Source organism: Acinetobacter sp. A47 (genome assembly GCF_000805455.1).
Lineage (GTDB): Bacteria > Pseudomonadota > Gammaproteobacteria > Pseudomonadales > Moraxellaceae > Acinetobacter.
In genome coordinates this window covers 500,825-521,042 of record NZ_JSUS01000032.1, presented here as the reverse complement: position 1 = coordinate 521,042, position 20,218 = coordinate 500,825, and the positions used below count along the sequence as shown (strand labels likewise).

At 45.4% G+C, this 20,218-nt stretch carries 16 protein-coding genes; 8 read left to right on the top strand and 8 right to left on the bottom strand.

Going from position 1 to position 20,218, the window contains the following annotated elements:
- Window positions 1-1,491, bottom strand: coding sequence for an amidase (locus OC23_RS08975; RefSeq protein ID WP_038344259.1), 1,491 nt, complete (start codon window positions 1,489-1,491; stop codon window positions 1-3).
- A gap of 203 nt (window positions 1,492-1,694) precedes the next feature.
- Between OC23_RS08975 and OC23_RS08970 the strand changes: the two genes are divergently transcribed.
- Window positions 1,695-2,174 carry a hypothetical protein gene (locus tag OC23_RS08970; protein ID WP_038344402.1) on the top strand — a complete coding sequence of 160 codons (480 nt, stop codon included), beginning with the start codon at window positions 1,695-1,697 and terminating at the stop codon, window positions 2,172-2,174.
- A 46-nt stretch (window positions 2,175-2,220) separates the two neighbouring features.
- Here the strand turns inward: OC23_RS08970 and accC are convergent, their stop codons facing one another.
- The 5 genes from accC to OC23_RS08945 all read right to left on the bottom strand — a co-directional run bounded on the left by accC (window position 2,221) and on the right by OC23_RS08945 (window position 6,843).
- A complete protein-coding gene (gene accC, locus OC23_RS08965) occupies window positions 2,221-3,585 on the bottom strand; it encodes an acetyl-CoA carboxylase biotin carboxylase subunit (RefSeq protein ID WP_038344258.1) in 1,365 nt (454 codons plus the stop codon).
- A gap of 17 nt (window positions 3,586-3,602) precedes the next feature.
- Window positions 3,603-4,025 (bottom strand): acetyl-CoA carboxylase biotin carboxyl carrier protein, encoded by a 423-nt coding sequence (gene accB / locus OC23_RS08960; protein ID WP_038344257.1) that lies wholly within the window; start codon window positions 4,023-4,025, stop codon window positions 3,603-3,605.
- Between the two features lie 27 nt (window positions 4,026-4,052).
- Window positions 4,053-4,502, bottom strand: a complete 450-nt coding sequence (gene aroQ / locus OC23_RS08955) for a type II 3-dehydroquinate dehydratase (protein WP_038344256.1) — start codon at window positions 4,500-4,502, stop codon at window positions 4,053-4,055.
- 712 nt (window positions 4,503-5,214) lie between these two features.
- Window positions 5,215-6,252, bottom strand: a complete 1,038-nt coding sequence (locus OC23_RS08950; RefSeq protein WP_038344255.1) for an ABC transporter substrate-binding protein — start codon at window positions 6,250-6,252, stop codon at window positions 5,215-5,217.
- On the bottom strand, window positions 6,253-6,843 hold the full coding sequence (locus OC23_RS08945; protein ID WP_038344254.1) for an ANTAR domain-containing response regulator: 591 nt from the start codon (window positions 6,841-6,843) through the stop codon (window positions 6,253-6,255).
- A gap of 522 nt (window positions 6,844-7,365) precedes the next feature.
- Here OC23_RS08945 and OC23_RS08940 point away from each other — a divergent pair.
- The 5 genes from OC23_RS08940 to OC23_RS08920 all read left to right on the top strand — a co-directional run bounded on the left by OC23_RS08940 (window position 7,366) and on the right by OC23_RS08920 (window position 16,613).
- Window positions 7,366-8,718 (top strand): MFS transporter, encoded by a 1,353-nt coding sequence (locus tag OC23_RS08940; protein WP_038344401.1) that lies wholly within the window; start codon window positions 7,366-7,368, stop codon window positions 8,716-8,718.
- A 28-nt stretch (window positions 8,719-8,746) separates the two neighbouring features.
- Window positions 8,747-11,293 (top strand): nitrite reductase large subunit NirB, encoded by a 2,547-nt coding sequence (gene nirB, locus OC23_RS08935; protein ID WP_038344253.1) that lies wholly within the window; start codon window positions 8,747-8,749, stop codon window positions 11,291-11,293.
- 11 nt (window positions 11,294-11,304) lie between these two features.
- The gene (gene nirD, locus OC23_RS08930; protein WP_038344252.1) at window positions 11,305-12,939 is read left to right on the top strand and encodes a nitrite reductase small subunit NirD; all 1,635 of its coding nucleotides are present in this window, start codon (window positions 11,305-11,307) and stop codon (window positions 12,937-12,939) included.
- Between the two features lie 270 nt (window positions 12,940-13,209).
- Entirely contained in the window at window positions 13,210-15,990 is a 2,781-nt protein-coding gene (locus OC23_RS08925) for a nitrate reductase (RefSeq protein ID WP_038344251.1), read from the top strand.
- Window positions 15,987-16,613 carry a molybdenum cofactor guanylyltransferase gene (locus OC23_RS08920; protein WP_038344250.1) on the top strand — a complete coding sequence of 209 codons (627 nt, stop codon included), beginning with the start codon at window positions 15,987-15,989 and terminating at the stop codon, window positions 16,611-16,613. The genes OC23_RS08925 and OC23_RS08920 overlap by 4 nt, the downstream gene beginning before the upstream one ends.
- Here the strand turns inward: OC23_RS08920 and OC23_RS08915 are convergent.
- Window positions 16,610-17,776, bottom strand: coding sequence for a YbfB/YjiJ family MFS transporter (locus tag OC23_RS08915; protein ID WP_038344249.1), 1,167 nt, complete (start codon window positions 17,774-17,776; stop codon window positions 16,610-16,612). The genes OC23_RS08920 and OC23_RS08915 overlap by 4 nt on opposite strands.
- Before the next feature lie 247 nt (window positions 17,777-18,023).
- On the opposite strand from OC23_RS08915, the gene OC23_RS08910 reads away from it, so the two are divergent.
- The gene (locus OC23_RS08910; protein ID WP_171194765.1) at window positions 18,024-18,905 is read left to right on the top strand and encodes a LysR family transcriptional regulator; all 882 of its coding nucleotides are present in this window, start codon (window positions 18,024-18,026) and stop codon (window positions 18,903-18,905) included.
- 101 nt (window positions 18,906-19,006) lie between these two features.
- Here OC23_RS08910 and OC23_RS08905 read toward each other — a convergent pair whose 3' ends face one another.
- The gene (locus tag OC23_RS08905) at window positions 19,007-19,477 is read right to left on the bottom strand and encodes a hypothetical protein (RefSeq protein ID WP_038344247.1); all 471 of its coding nucleotides are present in this window, start codon (window positions 19,475-19,477) and stop codon (window positions 19,007-19,009) included.
- Window positions 19,478-19,867: 390 nt separating this feature from the next.
- Between OC23_RS08905 and OC23_RS08900 the strand changes: the two genes are divergently transcribed.
- Entirely contained in the window at window positions 19,868-20,083 is a 216-nt protein-coding gene (locus tag OC23_RS08900; RefSeq protein ID WP_038344246.1) for a hypothetical protein, read from the top strand.
- Window positions 20,084-20,218 lie beyond the last annotated feature (135 nt).

The following is a 20,218-nucleotide window of genomic DNA, read 5'->3' as shown; positions in this document are numbered from 1 at the left end:
CTAAACTTGAATATGCGTATAGCGTGGCAACCACGGTTGAGCCTGTTCCAGTTGTGCCGCCAGTTGCAGTAAACGGTCTTCCCGTCCAGACGGCGCAATAAACTGGCTACCCAAAGGCAGGCCGTTTTTATTCCAGTACAGGGGAACCGACATGGCAGGCAAGCCTGTGACATTGGCCAGCTGGGTAAATGGTACCCAGCTTAAATTGTCCTGTACCATTTTTTCCACCAGTTTACCTTGAGCGAGATAATACGCTTTGCCCAGCTTTAACAAGCCTTTCAATATCGGTTTCTGCCAGGCTGGGGTTGCAACTTCACCGTTCTTTGGCGCCACTGAAGCGGTGCTAGGGGTAAGATACAGGTCATATTGTTCAAAGAAAATATTCATCTGAGTGGTATAGAGGCCCCAATTATCAAGGGTATGAATATATTGCGTAGCTGTGGTTTTGGCTCCGAAAGCGGCCAATGCGACCGAATCCAGTTCAAAATCCTGATCGGTTGCTCCATATTGCTGTTTGATCTGTGCCTGCATATAAGAAAACTGGCTAAACCATGTAGTCACGAAGTCTTTTGCCAAGGCCAGACCATCTATTTTAGGGGCATCTTCTACCACGATATGCCCTAATGATTCCAGTAGTTTCGCCGTTTGTTGCACCGCCTGAATGGCATCTTGAGAGACTTTGGTGCCAATCGGGGAGCGGGTATTAAACGCGATTCTGAGTTTTTTAGGCGGCTGTTGAATGATCTCGGAGTATGCCTGTGCAGGCGCTTCAATTCTAAATAGTGAGGTTTGTTCGGGGCCTTGCTCGGCATCAAGCATGGCTGCACTGTCTCGTACGGTTTTGCTCAATACATGCTGCATGGCTGCGCCGTGCATCGCTTCACTGAATTGTGGCCCCCAAGGCGTACGTCCACGACTAGGTTTCAGGCCAAATAAACCACAATAGGAGGCTGGAATACGGATCGAACCTCCGCCATCGCCAGCACCGGCTATCGGAACTAGGCCTGCCGCCACCGCAGAGGCTGAGCCACCAGATGAACCTCCGCTATTATGTTTTAAATTCCATGGATTATGGCACGGCCCCCAAGCTTCGGGTTCGGTAATGCCTTTAATGCCAAACTCCGGGGTGTTGGTACGACCAAAGGTAACAATTCCGGTTTTTTCCCAGCGATTGACAATTTCTGCATTAAAGTCTGGAATATAATTGCGTTTTTTCAGCGCATGACTGCCATAGGAGGTCGGGATGCCCTGGTATTCCTGAAACAGGTCTTTTACCAGAAACGGAACCCCTGCAAATGCGCCAGAACGTTCTTGACTGGCACGTTGTCTGGCCTGTTCATACATGGGAATAATGACCGCATTGAGTTTGGGATTGACCTGCTGGGTGCGTTGTAGTGCGGTTTCCAGGAGTTCGGCAGCATGAATTTGTTTGGTTTTGACTAACTGGGCCAGTCCAAGACCATCATATTGTACATATTCAGAAAATTTCATGGCTTTTGATCCCTGCAGCTAAATTTTTATAAAGTCAAAATAAATATAATTGGTAAAATAGAATACCTGAAAAAATAACAGAACAATCAATAAAATTACATGCCAAAAATATTGTGTCTATATGGTTATGAATGCATGTTTTTAATCAAAAATATGCTAATTTAAGCGCATGCACCGTTTTAGATGACGACTTAATTAAATCTATGAAAAATATTTATATTATTGGATTATTATGGGCTTGCTCAACATGGACTATGGCAGAGACGGTCGTAAATAACAAGGCCGCGCCAGCGCCTCAGCAGGTGACTAAGGCGAATGCGATTCGTGTAACGACACGTCCCGAGATTATGGGCTTATGGGGAATGGAAATCCCGAATAATAAAAAATGTGTGGAATACTATAATTTTCGTGGTTCAAGTGATGTGGTCATTAAGAGTGGTCAGGAATGGTCATACGGCTTATATGATTACCAACCTTCGGAAGATCATAAAGAGCGTTTACCGGCGCTGATCTTGCAGATCAAGTATGACAATAATGAAAAAGACTGTTCCGGTCAGGCACAGGACCAGACCGGAGAGGTGTCCCAGTATTTTGTCAAATGGTCCAATGACCACACCATCGATTTTTGTGCCAATGAAAAAGGTGATAAATGCTTTGCGACGTTGCGCCGTGTATTACCTTAAAACAGATGAAAATAAAAAAGCCTCTTCAGTGAAGAGGCTTTTTTAATTAGGCTTTTTCAGCTTGCGGTTCTAGCTGTTTGAGCAAATGCTTCTCGAGATAATGAATATCCATTGCCTGTTCACAGAAATTCTTATCTTGCAGGATAAGGTCTTTATGCAACGGAATATTGGTTTTAATCCCTGTCAAAATCATTTCATCTAAGGCCTGACGCATACGGGCCAATGATGTTTCGCGATCCTTACCATGAGCAATCAATTTTGCAATCATCGAGTCATAGTATGGCGGGATGCTATAGCCTTGATAGATATGCGAATCGAGGCGGATACCTGCACCACCTGGTGCATAGAAGCTTTCAATCTTGCCCGGTGAAGGCAGGAACGTAGTCGGGTCTTCGGCATTGATACGACATTCGATCGCATGGCCTTTTACCTCGATTTGCTCTTGTTCCAGTTCCAGACCCAGACCTGCGGCAATACGAAGTTGCTGTTCAATAATGTCGACACCTGTCACCATTTCAGTTACCGGATGCTCGACCTGAACACGTGTATTCATCTCGATAAAGAAAAATTCACCATCTTCAAACAGGAACTCAAAAGTACCCGCACCACGATACTGCATTAATTTACAGGCATTGACACACGCTTCTAAAATGTCTGCGCGTGCCTGTTCTGGCAGGTTCGGTGCTGGTGCTTCTTCCAGTACTTTCTGATGGCGGCGCTGTAAAGAACAGTCACGGTCATATAAATGAATGGCATGACCATTACCGTCTCCCAGAACCTGTACTTCGACATGGCGAGGTTTCTGCAAGAAACGTTCCATATAAACGGTATCGTCACCAAACCACATTTCAGCATCACGCTGCGCTGCCTGAACCGATTCAAGCAGGGTGTCAACACGCTCTACAATACGCATGCCGCGACCACCACCACCGGCAGCAGCTTTGACAATCAGCGGAAAACCGATCTCTTTTGCTTCTGCAAGGGCATTGTGGATTGTAACGGCATGATCGCAACCCGGTACGGTTGGAACACCGGCTTTTTTCATGGCAATAATGGCAGAAACCTTATTGCCCATCAGACGGATATGTTCAGGGCGAGGGCCGATGAAAATAAAGCCAGAGCTTTCTACAATTTCAGCAAATTCAGCATTTTCAGACAAGAAGCCATAACCCGGATGGATGGCATCTGCACCCGTAATTTCTGCAGCAGTAATAATCGCAGGAATATTTAAATAGCTTTCACTTGTGGTACCTGGCCCAATACATACGGCTTCATCAACAAAGCGTAAGTGCATCAAGTCTTTGTCGGCATCTGAATAGATGCCCACGGTTTTAATGCCAAGAGTTTTACAAGCCCGAGTAATTCGTAAAGCGATTTCACCACGGTTTGCAATTAGTACTTTTTGCAACATAGGAATCCCCAAACTGATTACGCACGGTAGCGGAAAAGTGGTTGACCAAACTGGATCACTTCACCGTTTTTCACTAAAATTTCTTCAATGACACCGCTCTTTGTTGCTTCAATCGGGTTCATGATTTTCATGGCTTCGATGATGCCTAAAGTTTCACCCGCAGAAACGGTTTGGCCTACATTTACAAATGGTGCTTCACCCGGACTTGGTGCGGCATAGAACACGCCTACCATTGGTGAGGTTTCGACTGCACCGCGAGGTGTTTTTGCTGCAGGAGCCGCTGGAGCAGGAGCTGCCGGCGCTGCTGCGACTGGAGCTGCCGCATATACAGGGGTAGGACGGGTTAAAGAGATGGACTGGTCACCTTCCTTAACTTCAATCGCCTGTAAGTCAGATTCAATCATCAAGTCGATGAGTTTCTTGATTTTACGGATATCCATGAGTCAGCATTCCTAATGTGTTTGAAATTAGTTAGAAGATTGAATTTTTTCGATAGCGTAATCGAGTGCGAAGGAATAACCCTTGGCACCTAAGCCACAAATCACGCCAATGGCTTTATCTGATAAATATGAGTGATGACGAAACGCTTCACGTGCGTGAACATTTGACAGGTGAACCTCAATAAACGGGATGGCAACACCCAGCAGGGCATCGCGTAGGGCAACGGAAGTATGGGTCAGGGCAGCAGGGTTGATAATGATGAATTTTACGCCTTCAGCTTGTGCCTGATGAATGCGGTCAACAATCGCGCCTTCCCAGTTGCTTTGAAAAGTATCTAGTGTAAATGATGCATGTTTAGCCTGAGCGGCGAGTTGCCGGTTAATATCGTCCAAGGTGAGATAACCATAAACTTCTGGTTCGCGCTTTCCTAGCAAGTTCAAATTCGGTCCGTGAATCACCAAAATGGTTGAGCTCATTCAGCCTGCTCCAATTCTAAAACTGCAAATATTTTTTGCAAGATGTCTGCAAAGTTTGCTTATTATGGCATAAAATTCCGCAATTTTTTTATAATTTCTTTTAATTGATGAAGAAAGTTGCATACCAAGCATGGTGCATATAATGAAAACTTTGCAAGGAATTGGCAATGTTAAAATATGACAAAATTTAGCGTATTTTGGTTTTTTTACATTTTAAACCGAATTCACCCAATTCGTTCATGGGATTTGTGTAACTCGTTCCTTGCGCTATCGTCTGGCTTGCGGTTTCCCGGCTTGCCCGCATGGCATAAGCAAGCAGTTTAAGTTTAGCATTATTTGCACCCAAAAAATGATTTCAATTAAATAACCATTTGTTTTTATTGTTTAAACTGGATGGTCTTGGTGGTTTGACCTGATTTGTACAACCGCTCGGGCAAGAAGCGCGGTGCTCACATTAAACCCAGACATTGCCAAGACCGGAGGGCTGGGGTAGCTCTGGCATGCTGTTTATAGAATGAACATTGCCGTGCCCGTGCTTATTGGCAAAAATGATGAAAACCTGATTTTGAGATGGCAGTTAATGACATAAAAATGTCCGAAAAAGATATGCATGAGTTTCATATGATAACAATCACTTAAGAGATGACATTTGATTGGCGTCATCTCTTATGGGTCTTTCAATGCTGTTCTGGTACTTCAGGACAGCTTTTTTTTATTTATTGTCTTGCAGGGCTGTTCTGGCCGCCTGATAGATTGTGCCTAACAGGCAGTTTTGCGCATACTCAGCAGAGGACATGTCTTTTGGCGGTAAGTTATTCCACTTATACATTTGCTGAAATAGCCATTCAAAATCTGTCACTTTCGGTTCGGCATTCTCCTGCACAAAGTTCCGGATAATCTTCTGGATACTAAAATATTTCTCTACATGGATTTCTGCCGAGCAGGGAAACTGAATGACATTAAAGTCGATCAGCATTTGCCAGACCTGTGTGAAATCTTGCAGTTGCCGTAATTCCTGTTGGGCTTTCAGAATGGCACGACTGAGTGCAATTAACGTATTGGGATGTTGTCTGGCCCAGTCCTGTGTCACGGCAAGCACCTTATCTGCAACACTCGGGATGATCTGCTGGCTAGAACAGACAATATGGCTCAGGCCTTGAAGTTCGGCCTGAGTATTCCAGGGTTCACCGACACAAAAGCCCTCAATCACCTGCTTGCGGATCGCCTCTACCATATAGGGTGGCGGTAAGGTTTTCAGCTGTAGGGCTTGCGCCAGTTCAACATCGGCCAATGCCAGCCATTCTCTTAAACAGTAATGATGAATTGAATGCTGGAATACATGAGCCAGAGAAAGGGCGTGGTGCTGCCGGATATGCTGTACCATTTTATGGGCAGAGGCTGCTGCTGAATCCTGAGGCTGTATGTCGAGTTGGTGGCATAGCTTCTGGCTGATACTGATAAAGGCCCGGTTTTCACTCAATACCAGCGGCGTTTGTAAGGGAATCCCGATCTGGTCTGCTCCGATTGCCGCGGCAGGCAGCATTGCAGACAGGCAGTGTGCAGCATCGAGCAGGCCAAAAGCCAGACGGTCACGTAGACTGGCCCAAGACGCTTCTTTTAGCAGTTGCACATCCAGTCCGTTGTCGGCAAAAAAACCGCGTTGTTTGGCCCAGAGCAGGGCGACACAATCGAGTAAAGGGATATAGCCGAGCTGTAATTCGGTCTTTTCTAATCTGGCAAAATCCACCATTTACCCATCCTTTAACTGATTGTTTAAAAGTTGCTGTGCATCGAGTAATCGTCGTGCCATTTCACCAATGGTCATACGATGACGCATGGCATTTTTTCTGAGTAACTGAAATGCCGTGTCTTCGCTCAGTCCGTGCAGTTGCATCAGCAGTACCTTGGCTTTCTCGATATCTTTGCGATCTGCAAGTCTGGTCTTGGCTTCTTTAAGGTCACCTTCCAACTTTTTATGTTTTTTATATTGCTCAATTGAAATGTCCAGAATGGTATGCAAACGGCTCGGGTCAATTCCATCGACAATATAGGCAGTAATACCGGCATCAATGGTTTGCTTAATGGTGTCCTTATCTGCATTTTTGGTAAACAGGACCGTCGGCAGGTCAAAGTTGCTGACACAGCTCTCAATCACATCACGATGTGGATGATCCATATCCAGCAGAATCACATCTGCCTGTAGGTGTTCCAGTTTAAATAGACTGAAATGATCCAGCGTAAAACATGCCACGACATCAAAGTCATGTTCAATCAGGCAGGCTTTTAGGTATTTAGCCCGGGCCTGGTCGTCATCGATAAGAGCGATCTTGAGTTTCGGCATAAGTCAATAGGTCAACGCTAAGTGAAAGCACAGCCGAGTCCATCCGCTGTGTCCTAGGCTTTTGAAGCAAGATTGGTGCCAGTTCTGGTGGTTTGAGCGCTGTTAATACAGCATGTAGGCAAGATAGGTGGCCTTGAGGATGGCGCGTCAGAAGAGCAGAGAAACCTGGGCTGGCCTGCGATAACAAAAAAATAAAGATGCGCCATTCTGGTGCGTAAAAAGAGTTTTTTTGAAGCAGTTTTTAGCATGCTTTAAAACCGCTCATTTCTTGTTTTTATAAGTCTGGCCATAAAATCGAGTCAATTCTTAGGAAAGTTTCTGCATTTATAAATGATATAAAACAATTGATTATGTCATTTTTAGTGCTGTGTTTTAAAAACCTGGCATAGCAATTGCTAAATATCCCATGAGTCAAAGAAGACTTATAAATTCATAAGACGGCCAACGATGTCCGATCTGATCGATTTGTTGACACAAGCAGATGTGCCAACAAGCACTACACGTTCAGTATGGGAGATGGCGATGTCTATAGATTTATCTGCTAAAAAAGCAACTTCAATCAAGTTATTCAACTTTTCTACAGCGGCAATGCGGGCATTCCACATGAGCTGGCTGGCCTTCTTTGTTTGTTTCTTTGCCTGGTTTGCCTGCGCACCGTTAATGCCAGTGATTGCCGGTGAGTTTCATTTAAGCAAAGACCAGATTGCAAATATCAATATTGCTGCTGTTGCCATCACGATTGTAGTTCGACTCATTGTCGGGCCGCTGTGTGATAAGTATGGCCCACGTAAAACCTATACCGCCTTGTTACTCATCGGCAGTATTCCGGTATTTGGTGTGGCTGCTGCCAACAGTTACGAGTCCTTCTTGTTCTTCCGTTTGCTGATTGGTGCCATCGGTGCCAGTTTCGTGATCACGCAATACCATACCAGCATTATGTTTGCACCCAATGTGGTGGGCACCGCCAATGCCACTTCAGCCGGTTGGGGCAATGCCGGTGGTGGTGCTACACAAGCGTTGATGCCATTGCTATTGGCTGCATTGGTGATGTTTGGTGTTGAACAGGCGATGGGCTGGAGAATTGCGCTGATTGTCCCGGGTGTGATGATGCTGATCGTCGGCATGCTTTACTGGAAGCTGACTCAAGACAGCCCTCAAGGTGACTTTAAAGCCTTACGTGCACAAGGTGTGGTGGTTGGAAGTGATAAAAAAGGCGGTGTTGCGATCTTGATGCATGCCGCACGTAACTATCGTGTCTGGATTTTATTTGCCTCTTATGCCGCGTGTTTCGGTATTGAAATTTTCATGCACAACATTATCGCGATGTATTACGTCGAGCACTTCAATTTTGGCTTAAAGGAGGCGGGTCTGGCTGCGGGAATCTTTGGTTTATTGGCGCTGTTTGCCCGTGCGCTGGGGGGACTGGTGTCAGACAAAGTCGCACTGAAAAAAGGACTGGATGGACGTACCAAAGTGCTGTTCATGCTGATCTTGGGGGAAGGCTTATTCCTGATGCTGTTTTCACAAATGAATAGCGTTGCGCTTGCTCTCATGAGCATGACGGTATTTGCACTGTTTACCCATATGGCTTGTGGGGCAACTTATGCCTTGGTTCCTTTCATTGATCGTGATGCTTTAGGCGGTGTGGCAGGCATCATTGGCGCGGGCGGTAATGTCGGGGCAGTTGCGGCAGGTTTCCTGTTAAAAGGGATGGTCGATATTCAGACCTGTTTGATGATCTTAGGCGGCTTGGTGGTGTTTGCTGCAGGTTCGGTGATGCTCATCCGCTTTTCAGTCGAGCATAAAGAAAAAGAACAACGCCTGTTTGAGCAGGCGGTTTTGGAACGTGGCTCAGAACACAGCAGCATAGCTTAATCATTGGACAGATTTTGGGAGAAATACAATGAAACTGGTAATGATTGGTCACGGGATGGTGGGGCATAAATTCATCGAAGCCATCTTGGAGAAAGCAGATGACGAACTGGAAATTACCATCCTTGCAGAAGAACCGCGGATTGCCTATGACCGTGTTCATTTGACTGAATACTTCTCTGGTAAAACAGCCAAAGACTTATCGCTGGCGCGTTTTGATTTTGCCGATGCGCATGGGATTGACCTCCGGTTAAATACCAAAGCGGTTGAGCTCAATCCTGCCGAGCAAACGGTGACTACCAATTTTGGTGATGTGATTCATTATGACAAACTGGTCTTGGCAACAGGTTCTTATGCCTTTGTGCCACCGATTGCTGGCAATGACCGCGAAAACTGTTTTGTCTATCGTACCATTGAAGACCTGGATGCGATTCGTGCTGCAAGCTTAAATGCGAAGACAGGTGTGGTAATTGGTGGCGGTTTATTGGGTCTGGAAGCAGCCAAGGCATTACGTGATCTAAATCTGGAAACCCATGTGGTGGAGTTTGCGCCACGTTTGATGGCGGTGCAGATTGATGATCTGGGCGGTAAAATATTGCGCCGTAAAGTTGAAAATCTTGGGGTAAAAGTTCACACCCAAAAAGCTACGCAATGTATTGAAGCGGGTGAAAGTGCAACACATGTGATGAAGTTTGCGGATGGTAGTGAACTGGAAACCGACATTATTTTATTTTCGGCCGGCATTCGTCCACGGGATGAATTGGCACGTGACAGCGGTCTGGCGCTGGGAGAGCGTGGCGGGATTAAAATCAATGATTACTGCCAAACCTCAGATGACAATATTTATGCGATTGGTGAATGTGCGCTATGGGACAACAAAATCTATGGTCTGGTCGCACCTGGCTATGACATGGCACGCATTGCTGCCAAGCATATCCTCGATGAAGAAACCCATTGTTTTACCGGTGCAGATCTGAGTACCAAATTGAAATTGATGGGGGTAGATGTGGCATCGGTGGGTGATGCGCATGGCATGACACCAGATTCACTCAGCTATTTCTATGCCGATGAAGCGGGCTTGGTCTATAAAAAAATTGTCGTGGATGCCAGCAAAACCAGATTGCTCGGTGCAGTCCTGGTCGGTGATGCCAAAGAATACAATGACCTGCTACAAATAATGTTAAATGGTCTGGCACTCCCGGAAACTCCGGAAAGCCTGATCATGCCGGGCTTTGCCGATTCGGGTGCCAAAGCCGGTGGCAGTGGTGTCGATTTATTGCCTGATAGTGCCACCATTTGTTCATGTAATAATGTCTCTAAAGCCGATATTTGCCAGGCGATTTGTGATGGTTCAACCTCACTCGGTGCTTTGAAGAAATGTACCAAAGCGACGACCGCCTGTGGTGGTTGTGCACCCTTAGTGACGCAAGTATTAAAGTCTGAACTGCAACGCCAAGGGGTGACCGTCAATAACCATGTCTGTGAACATTTTCCATACTCACGTCAGGAGATTTATCATCTGGTGCGTGTCAATCAAATCAAAATCTTTGATGATCTGATTCAGCAACATGGTCATGGTCTAGGTTGTGATATTTGTAAACCGATGGTGGCCAATATTCTGGCATCGTGCTGGAATGATTTTGTACTCAAACCCAGCCATGCGGGTCTACAAGACAGTAATGATTATTACCTGGGCAATATTCAAAAAGATGGTTCTTACTCGGTTGTGCCGCGTATGGCAGGCGGTGAAGTCACACCAGATGGTTTAATCGCCGTCGGTCAAATTGCCAAGAAATATAAGCTGTATACCAAAATCACCGGTGGACAACGGGTCGACTTGTTTGGTGCACAAATCCATCAACTGCCGTTGATCTGGGAAGAGCTTAACGCAGCAGGCTTTGAATCCGGTCATGCCTACGGTAAATCGTTGCGCACCGTGAAATCCTGTGTCGGGAGTACCTGGTGCCGTTATGGCGTTGATGATTCTGTAGGCTTAGCGATTGAACTTGAGAATCGTTATAAGGGCTTACGTTCGCCGCATAAACTGAAAATGGCGGTGTCGGGTTGTACTCGTGAATGTGCCGAAGCGCAAGGTAAAGATGTCGGGGTGATTGCCACCGAAAAAGGCTGGAACCTGTATGTCTGTGGCAATGGCGGCATGAAACCACGCCATGCCGAGCTACTGGCATCTGATCTGGATACCGAAACCCTGATTCGTTATATCGACCGTTTCTTTATGTTCTATATCCAGACTGCCGATCGTTTACAGCGTACCAGTGTCTGGCGTGACAATATGGAAGGTGGGCTGGATTATCTCAAATCAGTGATTGTCGATGACTCTTTAGGACTGGCCGAAGAACTTGAAAGCCGTATGCGCCATGTGGTTGGTACTTATCAGGATGAATGGCGTACCGCAGTTGAAGATCCTGAAATCCGTAAACGTTTCCAGACCTATATCAATGCCAGTGCAGAACAACAGGCCGATCCACACATTCAGTTTACTCAAGTGCGTAACCAGATTCGTCCATTAAATGACGCTGAACGTTCGGCTGACCGTATTCCCATGGTTGAAGCATAAGGAGAACTCACATGACCAGTTTAAAGAACCTGCACATGCTGCCGGACAATCAATGGGTTGAGGTTTGTGCACTAGATGACATTACACCGAATACCGGAGTCGGGGCCCTGATTGACGGCCAGTCGGTGGCACTGTTTCGTGTCGGCCAAGAAAAGCGGATTTATGCGCTCAGCAATAAAGATCCATTCAGCCGGGCCAATGTGATGTGTCGTGGCATCATTGGCGATTTACAAGGTGAGCGCGTGATTGCATCGCCGATTTACAAACAACATTTCAGCTTGGCAACCGGGCGTTGCCTGGAAGATAAAGACCAGAAGTTACTGGTTTTCCCAACCAAAATTGAAAACGGTCGTGTCTGGGTCGGAACTGTACCGCAAAAAACCTATATTACCAATAATGGTGCGGTTCAGGAAAAGCTCAAGCTGGTACTGATTGGCAATGGACTGGCGGGGATGCGCTGTCTGGAAGACTTGCTGGATATGGCCCCAGATCGCTATGAGGTCACGGTGATTGGTGAGGAACCTTGGGGCAATTACAACCGTATCATGTTGTCGCCTGTACTTTCTGGTGAAAAAACCATTGATGACATCATGCTGCATCCGCATGCATGGTATGACGATAAAGGGATTCAATTGATTGCCGATGATCCGGCAATCAGGATTGACCGTACCCGCAAAGTGGTACACACCGAAAAAGGCGAAAGTGTTGATTATGACCGTCTAATCATTGCCACGGGTTCAACACCGTTTATTCCACCGGTACAAGGTGTCGATCTAAAAGGCGTGATCAGCTTCCGTGATATTTATGACGTTAATACCATGATCAAATATTGCGAAAGCAAGAAAAATGCCGTGGTGATTGGTGGCGGTTTGCTGGGTTTGGAAGCAGCCTATGGTCTGAAACAACGTGGCATGAATGTGACGGTTCTGCACCTGATGGATCGCATTATGGAACGTCAGCTGGATGGACGTGCCAGCCGTATGCTGCGTCATAGTATTGAGCAAAAGGGCATTCATATCATTACCGAAGCCAACACCGAAGCTCTGCTTGGTGAAGCGGGGCATGTCCGTCAAGTCCGTCTGAAAGATGGCACTCTATTAGATGCCGATTTAGTCATTTTTGCGGTTGGGATTCGTCCGAATATTGCCTTGGCACAACATGCAGGGCTACGTTGTAACCGTGGCATCTTGGTCAATGACACCATGCAAACCTTTGACCCGAGTATCTATGCAGTGGGTGAATGTATCGAGCATCGTAATCAAACCTTTGGTCTGGTTGAACCACTTTGGGGACAAGCCTTCATCTGTGCAACACATCTGGCTGAACATGGCAGCTTAACCTTTAAAGCCCCAACCGTGCCGACGCAGTTAAAAGTCAGTGGTGTGGATGTGTTCTCTGCAGGGCGGATTGATTTGGAAAATAGCGAACTAAAAGAAGATTACGAAGACATCATTCTCAATGACGATAAACGTCAAATTTATAAACGCATCATTATCCAGAAAGACAAAGTCATTGGGGCGGTGCTGTTTGGTGATACCGAAGATGGCATGTGGTATGCCGAGCTGATTGCCGATCAATCCCCAGTTTCTAGCTTTAGAAACAAGCTGTTATTTGGTAAGGATTTTGCAATGAAAAAGGCAGGTTAATAGTTCTAAGAAATTAAATTCCTAAGTAAGTAGTTTGATACTCGGAAGGGTCATCTGCAACCTGCATGGTTTTTGTAAGAAATGTTTCTGCGATGAAGCTAAACAGGTGAAAGAAGAGAACAGGTTTTGCAGATGACAATGGTTTTGCCTACTTTTCCCGAATGAAAAGTAGGTCGAGCCGAAGGCTTAGCCTGAAAATAAGATGAGAACTCGGTAAGACTCCCGAGAGTAAGCATCTTTAAAAAGATTAACTAGGTAAAAGGGGCAGTCATGAACAGTATTCAATATTTAGAACACAGTCGCTCCGATCAAGCAGAAACAATCATAACAAAAACAACATGTCCCTATTGTGGCGTGGGTTGTGGTGTGGAAGTCAGTGTCCAACATAAAACGCATGGCACGACGGTACAGGTTGCAGGAGATAGAGAACATCCTTCCAACTTTGGACGGCTCTGCATTAAAGGCAGCAATTTAGCCGATACGCTTGGCCTGGAAACCCGTGTCTTGCATCCGATGTCTGGCCGTAAGAACCACCGTCAAGTGACGACATGGGATCAGGCGATTGAAAAAATTGCAGACCAGTTTCAAGCCTGTATGGATCAATATGGCGCAGAGAGTATTGCCTTTTATGTCTCAGGGCAGTTACTGACCGAAGACTATTATGTGGTGAACAAGTTTGTCAAAGGCTATCTGGGCACAGCCAATATTGATACCAATTCACGTCTATGCATGTCCTCAGCGGTTGCGGCACATAAACGGGCCTTTGGTGAAGATATTGTGCCTGCCAGTTATGAAGACTTTGAACATACTGATATGGTGGTTCTGGTTGGTTCAAATACGGCATGGTGTCATCCTGTTCTGTATCAACGCATCATGCAGGCCAAAAGCAACAATCCGGATTTGTTTGTGGTGGTGGTCGATCCCCGTTTTACCAGTACCTGCGAGCAAGCAGATTTACATTTGCCGATTTTACCCGGTCAGGATGTGGCCTTATTTAATGGTCTGTTTCAGCATCTGTACCAACATGATTATACCGATCATCACTTTATAGAGACCTATACCGAAGGTTTGACAGCATTGTTAGCGGCGAGTGAAAGCGAGCAAGATTTTAACGCTGTGGTGAAACGTACCGGAATTTCTGCAGAAAAATTACAGCTGTTTTTTGATAAATTTGCTCGCACCGAAAAGGTGATCACCCTGTTTTCGATGGGGGTGAATCAGTCTTCTCAAGGCGTCAATAAAGCCAATAGTATTATCAACTGTCATTTACTCACTGGAAAAATTGGTAAACCCGGGGCTGCGCCATTTTCCATGACCGGTCAACCCAATGCCATGGGCGGTCGTGAAGTGGGGGGATTGGCCAATATGCTGGCAGCACATCTGGAGCTGGATAATCCGTCACATCAACATCTGGTACAAAGCTTCTGGAACAGTCCTGTGATAGCCAGGCAAGCGGGTTTAAAAGCCGTTGATCTGTTCCAGGCGGTAGAGAGCGGCAAAATTAAAGCCATCTGGATTATGGCCACCAATCCGGTGGTGAGCTTACCCGATGCCGATCAAGTCAAACGTGCATTGGAAAAATGTGAGTTTGTGGTGGTCTCGGATATTTGTGCAGATACCGATACCACCGCCTATGCCGATGTGTTGTTACCTGCGTTGGGTTGGGGGGAGAAAGATGGTACGGTCACCAATTCTGAGCGCCGTATTTCACGGCAACGAGCCTTTTTAACTCCGCCAAAGCAAGCCAAAGCGGATTGGTGGGCGGTGGCACAGGTTGCAAAAAAACTGGGGTTTAGGGGTTTTGAGTTTAATCGTGCCTGTGACATTTTTAATGAACATGCGGCTTTATCGGCCTATCAAAATGCCAGTGTTGATCAACGTGACCAGGTCGAAAACTTTCGTTATTTTAATTTAAAAGGCTTAATGAACTTAAGTCAGGATGAATATGATCATCTACACCCAACCCAATGGCCAGTATGGGAAAAGGGACAAAGACCTGCTGTTGCACAGTTATTTGATCGGGGCCGTTTTAGTCATAGTAACCAGAAAGCCAGACTGATTCCAACGGTTGCCATAGATCCAGTGCATGCCATCTCCGAAGATTATCCATTGGTGTTAAATACAGGACGGATTCGTGACCAATGGCATACGATGACCCGCACGGGTTTATCGGCAAACCTGAGCACCCATCGTGCGGAACCATTTTGCGAGATTCATCCGAGTGATGCATTAAAATTTGGTATTCGCGATAAAGCTTTGGTAGAAGTCCGTTCACAATGGGGCAGCTGTGTATTACGGGTGACCTTGGCCCAAGGGATACGCCGTGGCCAGATCTTTGCCCCGATGCACTGGAACGAGCAGGTGGCTTCGGATGCGCGGATTGGCAAAGTGGTTAATCCGGTGGTGGATGCGATTTCCGGTGAGCCTGAATTTAAACATACCCCGGTGGCGATTCAGCCGTTCCATACCACTTGGCAAGGCGTACTCTATGTCCGTGAAGGTCTGGAGCAACAGCTCAAGCCATGCTTGCAAAGCTGCGCGTGGTGGACCAAAATCAAGACTGCAAAGGCCATCCGTTATGAAATTGCCGGTCGTCAGGGGCTGGATCAAATCCAGCATAATCTGAAAAACTTTCTGCCTTTTGTCGATGAAACCCATGAATGGTTAAGTCTTGCAGATATTTCATCGCAACTCAGTCATAGTGTGATTTTAAAAGACGGTATCCTGATGGCCAGTTTGTATATTGCACCTGCCGAGTTATTACCGGATCGGGATTGGGTAGCCAGCCTGTTTAAACGGGAACGCCTGAGTGCCTTGCACCGTAAAGCCTTGCTGGCAGGGATGCCGATGTCTGCTGCAAATAATGATGGACCATTGGTCTGTAGTTGCTTTAAAGTGGGAAAAAACAGGATTATAGACGTCATAAAGACGCAAAACATGACTCATGAAAAACAGGTTACTGCCTGTTTAAAAGCGGGGGGGAATTGTGGTTCCTGCCTGCCCGAGATTCGTGGCCTCATCAAAACCTGTCAACTGGAGGCAGATGCATGAAGACAGAATATCCCGTTACTGATCTGGTCATCCTGGCAGGAGGGCAAGCGCGCCGTATGAATGGCATGAACAAGCTACTGCAACAGTTTGATGATCAGATTCAACTTTTAAAAATTTCCGAGCATTTTAAAAATCAGGTACAGCAGATCTGGGTAAATAGCCATCGTGATGCGCCGCTGTACCGACAGATTGAAGCTGATATTCAATGTTATACAGATGATCAGCAAGGCTTTTTAGGGCCATTGATGGGAATGAAAAGTGCATGGTCACACGTCAAAGCCGATCATGTTCTATTTATTCCCTGCGATATCACCTATATCCCGACTCAGGTGTTGACCAGACTGCATCAAAGTCTGGAGCGTGTTCCTCAGGCACAGGTGGTTTATGTCACCATCAACGGCGATGCCTTATATCCATTTTGCTTGCTAAAGCGTGACAGTCTGCCTGTGCTGGAACAAGCAATCACTGAGAATAAATTGAGCTTGCGACATTGTTTCCAGCAACTGGAGGCGCAGACGGTCGCATTTCAGAAGCACAGCCTGTTTTGTCATAGCATTAACTCTTTGGATGAGCTACAACAATACAAGCAGATGAAGGCTTTTAAACAGTCTATTTCCGGTTAATGGACTGACCTAACCGATTTAAGACAAATCAGTGTGGCGATCAATAATGCGATCGCTGCGATTATCAGTGAACGATCAAGAGTATGACTGATAGAAAATAAAGTATTTGCGACGACTGGCCCGATAATCTGCCCCAGCCCATAGACCACAGTCATGCTGGCGACTAAATGACTGTGGCGGTGACGTGCAATTCGCTGGGCAACAGGCATGGCGATAGTCACGGTTCCCATAAATGTTCCACCTACCATAAAGGCACTCAACAGATATCCCAACGTGTTCGGGACAAGGAGGGGAAAGATCACCCCTAAAGCCTGCAAGCCCAGATTGGCTGACAAAGCGACTCGCGTTCCGAGTTTAGAATGGAAATAATGCCAGAAAAAACAGGAAGGAATCGCACCTAAACCGAAGATTGCCCAGATGTGTGCAGCGTCAGACTCTGGTAAAGCCAGTTTGACCAGCAAGGGAAGATAGGTTGCCGTGATAATATAACCAAAGCCTGCCAGTGCATAGATCAGGATCAATGGCAGGGCTTGTGGCGTTTGAGTACTGGCCTGTGTCATGGAAGATGTGCCAACAGATTGAGGCTGGGAGGTGGATATGCCTGCCAGTGCGGCGAGACCAAGCACAAGACCTGAAGCAGCCAGCCATAACCATAAGCTTTTACTATGCCAGCCCTGTTGTGTACCGAACACCAGAAGTTCGGCAGATAAGGCAATGCCCAGACCAACGCCTGCATATAAAACAGGCGCCTGACGGGTTTGTTTCTGGTATTCAAGCAACCATAATGACGCAGAAATCATAGCCAATGCACTGAACCCGCCGGCAAGAGCACGAATCACAATAATGAGCAAACCGGAATCGGTCTGGCTAAGAAAGAACAGGCAAAGTATGGAACCTGCCGTGGCTATGACACAACCTGCATAGCTACTGTGTGACCGAAGCCTGATGGCCAATAACGCTCCCAGCAGATAGCCGGCATAGTTGGCAGAGGCTGCAACGCCGGCACGATGCAAATCCAGAATGCCTTCTTCAATCATATGCGGATAGACCGCCGTGAAGGCAAAGCGGCCAAACCCCATCCCGATTGCCATGACCAGCGCTGCACTATATGCAGATCGAAGCATCGGTTGTCTGGTGGAGGTAACTGCATTTGGTCTGAACATTTTCAATCTCTGTTTTAATCACGATAGTCAATGTGGTCTAGAGGCCGTGCTTTGCCAAAAATCTTGGTATCGACTAAAAACAGTCCATAGCTAAAGCAACTTAAAATACAGATTAAAAATATAAGTTTAGACATGTTCATTTTGAATCAGGGTCTTATTTTGGAAAAATTCAATAAAATTTAAACAAGCTGCGCTAATCATGTAAAATGATTTGAATTGATAGGAAGTATCTCAAATAGTGATGGCGATGCAGATTAAGTCTTTAGAGATTTTTATGAGTGTGGTGAATTTAGGCAGCTTTTCTGAAGCGGCAAGGGCACTGCATACGGTGCAGTCCAATGTCACCAGCCATATAAAAAAACTGGAAACAGAGCTGAATGTGGAACTACTGCATCGGCATCATCCGATCCAGCCGACCCGGGCGGGTCAACAGCTATATGGTTATGCCAAGCAAATGCTCCATCTTCAAAGGGAAGTTCTGGATACTTTCCGCAATACCACACTTGCTGCCGCATTTCCCCTCGAAATTGGCAGTATGGAGACGACAGCAGCAGTGCGGCTGCCCGCCCTGTTTCACGATTTACAGCAGTCTTTACCAGATTTTCAATTTTCACTTACGACAGCACCGAGTCGGGATTTAATTGATTGGGTAAAAAGCTCCCGGCTCGATTGTGCTTTTGTTGCCAGTCCTGACCCGATTGAAGGCATGTTTAACGTTCATGTCTGGACAGAGAAACTGGTATTGATTTCTTCACAAAAATGCTCCGAACCCCTGTCAAAACAAGAGCTGATGCAAAAGAAATTTATTGCATTTAAACAGGGCTGTAGTTATCGCAGAATAATAGACCTATTTTTGTCTTCCTGTCATTTACCAGCCGCCAGCATCATTGAAATGGGCAGTCTGGACGGGATCATCAGTTGTGTCAGTCTGGATGTTGGGCTTGCAATTTTGCCGATCAGTTATATCCGGCAGTCTCATTTTGCTGATCGGGTACAAGTCCATGACCTTGATCTGCTTACACCGATGCATACTTATCTGATTGCAGATCAGGATAGAAGTAAATGGGCCACCAATATGCATCACTTTGTCGAGCATTTAAATAAAAGTCAGGTACTAAATAGTCGTTAATTTACCTGTTTGTACGTATGGAGTATTTATTATGAATGCGTACCTGAAAGATTTTAAAAAGTAGAATATCAATATTTTAATAGCAATTATGGCAGGGGGATTTATTTTAAATTAACTTGTTTTGACTTTGTTTCGAGATACTGGATAACCTGATTATAAATCGATTGCAGGTAAGGGTTTAGCGGCAACAGCTCTTGACCCGATTTACTACGTACATATTTGAAATAAGGCGTTAAAGGGTACTGTGCACTTTCACAAACAATTACTTTGGGGAACCATTCTTTGTGAAACTGATCAGCTGTAATATCCAGAATGATCCCGTTCACCACAAGATAACAATGAGCAATTTCTGGTGTGCGTGAAGAAATCTGGACTTTTCCGACCCGGTAGTCTGGCTTGATATAATGTACATTAAATAAATAATATTGCAGCAGTTCACAAGCATCTGAACCGCATTCTTTGGGAAATTTACTAAAGGCGCCTGTGATAAAACCGCTGGTCACATGATCTAGAGCTTCCCGGAAGGTCGTTGCAAGATTGGTTAACGTCTGTACTTCGTTCTGGTAAGTCATTTGATCTCATTCTTCAAGTTATCAGCATTACTTCTAGTAAACCTGATTAAATGTAAGATTTAAATATGTTTATTTATTAAATTGTTAATATTATTATCACATGTAAAATTATATACGCCAATGATAAGTTGATAAACAAGACCTGATATTTATAGAAAAACAAAAAAAGATAATGTCTGGCTTGGTTGAAACAATACCAACTGGCTGGAGTTTGCTAAATACAAATATATCTTTTTAGATGTATGGATTATTAAAAAATATTTCTTTGTAAAATTATACATTTTCTTGATTATTATCTGATGCGGGTTGTTTTGAAATGGTAAGAAACATTTTTTAAGTTCTGGCTTTGTGCTTATTATTAAAAAACAAATAAAGTCATGGGAACGGACGATGAGTAAATACATGCTGCTGGAACAACATATTTCCCGGCTGGGTATAGGTGAGTTCCTGTTTATAGGTCAAGGTTATGAACTTAATGAAATGCAAAATGTTCTCTACTATTTAAAAACGCTGGAAACCAGAAAGATTTTACAAATCGTTTATCAGCATGTAGAGCAGGAAACAGGGCAAGGCCTGGTCGATTTGGTCAAGGTTCAAAAGTGCTAAAAAATACCTATTCTACGATTGTTTTCTTGCAAATCCTGAGCAGGAAGGTTGGTATTTTTTCTATACATTACAGTTACATAGTAAAAATAAAACTAAAGAATCATTACAAATGATAACCTGGTTGTCTCCATAATT

Coding starts and splice junctions, on each gene's coding strand:
- OC23_RS08975 (WP_038344259.1), bottom strand. CDS start 1,491: ATGAAATTTTCTGAATATGTACAATATGATGGTCTTGGACTGGCCCAG.
- OC23_RS08970 (WP_038344402.1), top strand. CDS start 1,695: ATGAAAAATATTTATATTATTGGATTATTATGGGCTTGCTCAACATGG.
- accC (WP_038344258.1), bottom strand. CDS start 3,585: ATGTTGCAAAAAGTACTAATTGCAAACCGTGGTGAAATCGCTTTACGA.
- accB (WP_038344257.1), bottom strand. CDS start 4,025: ATGGATATCCGTAAAATCAAGAAACTCATCGACTTGATGATTGAATCT.
- aroQ (WP_038344256.1), bottom strand. CDS start 4,502: ATGAGCTCAACCATTTTGGTGATTCACGGACCGAATTTGAACTTGCTA.
- OC23_RS08950 (WP_038344255.1), bottom strand. CDS start 6,252: ATGGTGGATTTTGCCAGATTAGAAAAGACCGAATTACAGCTCGGCTAT.
- OC23_RS08945 (WP_038344254.1), bottom strand. CDS start 6,843: ATGCCGAAACTCAAGATCGCTCTTATCGATGACGACCAGGCCCGGGCT.
- OC23_RS08940 (WP_038344401.1), top strand. CDS start 7,366: ATGTCTATAGATTTATCTGCTAAAAAAGCAACTTCAATCAAGTTATTC.
- nirB (WP_038344253.1), top strand. CDS start 8,747: ATGAAACTGGTAATGATTGGTCACGGGATGGTGGGGCATAAATTCATC.
- nirD (WP_038344252.1), top strand. CDS start 11,305: ATGACCAGTTTAAAGAACCTGCACATGCTGCCGGACAATCAATGGGTT.
- OC23_RS08925 (WP_038344251.1), top strand. CDS start 13,210: ATGAACAGTATTCAATATTTAGAACACAGTCGCTCCGATCAAGCAGAA.
- OC23_RS08920 (WP_038344250.1), top strand. CDS start 15,987: ATGAAGACAGAATATCCCGTTACTGATCTGGTCATCCTGGCAGGAGGG.
- OC23_RS08915 (WP_038344249.1), bottom strand. CDS start 17,776: ATGTTCAGACCAAATGCAGTTACCTCCACCAGACAACCGATGCTTCGA.
- OC23_RS08910 (WP_171194765.1), top strand. CDS start 18,024: ATGCAGATTAAGTCTTTAGAGATTTTTATGAGTGTGGTGAATTTAGGC.
- OC23_RS08905 (WP_038344247.1), bottom strand. CDS start 19,477: ATGACTTACCAGAACGAAGTACAGACGTTAACCAATCTTGCAACGACC.
- OC23_RS08900 (WP_038344246.1), top strand. CDS start 19,868: ATGAGTAAATACATGCTGCTGGAACAACATATTTCCCGGCTGGGTATA.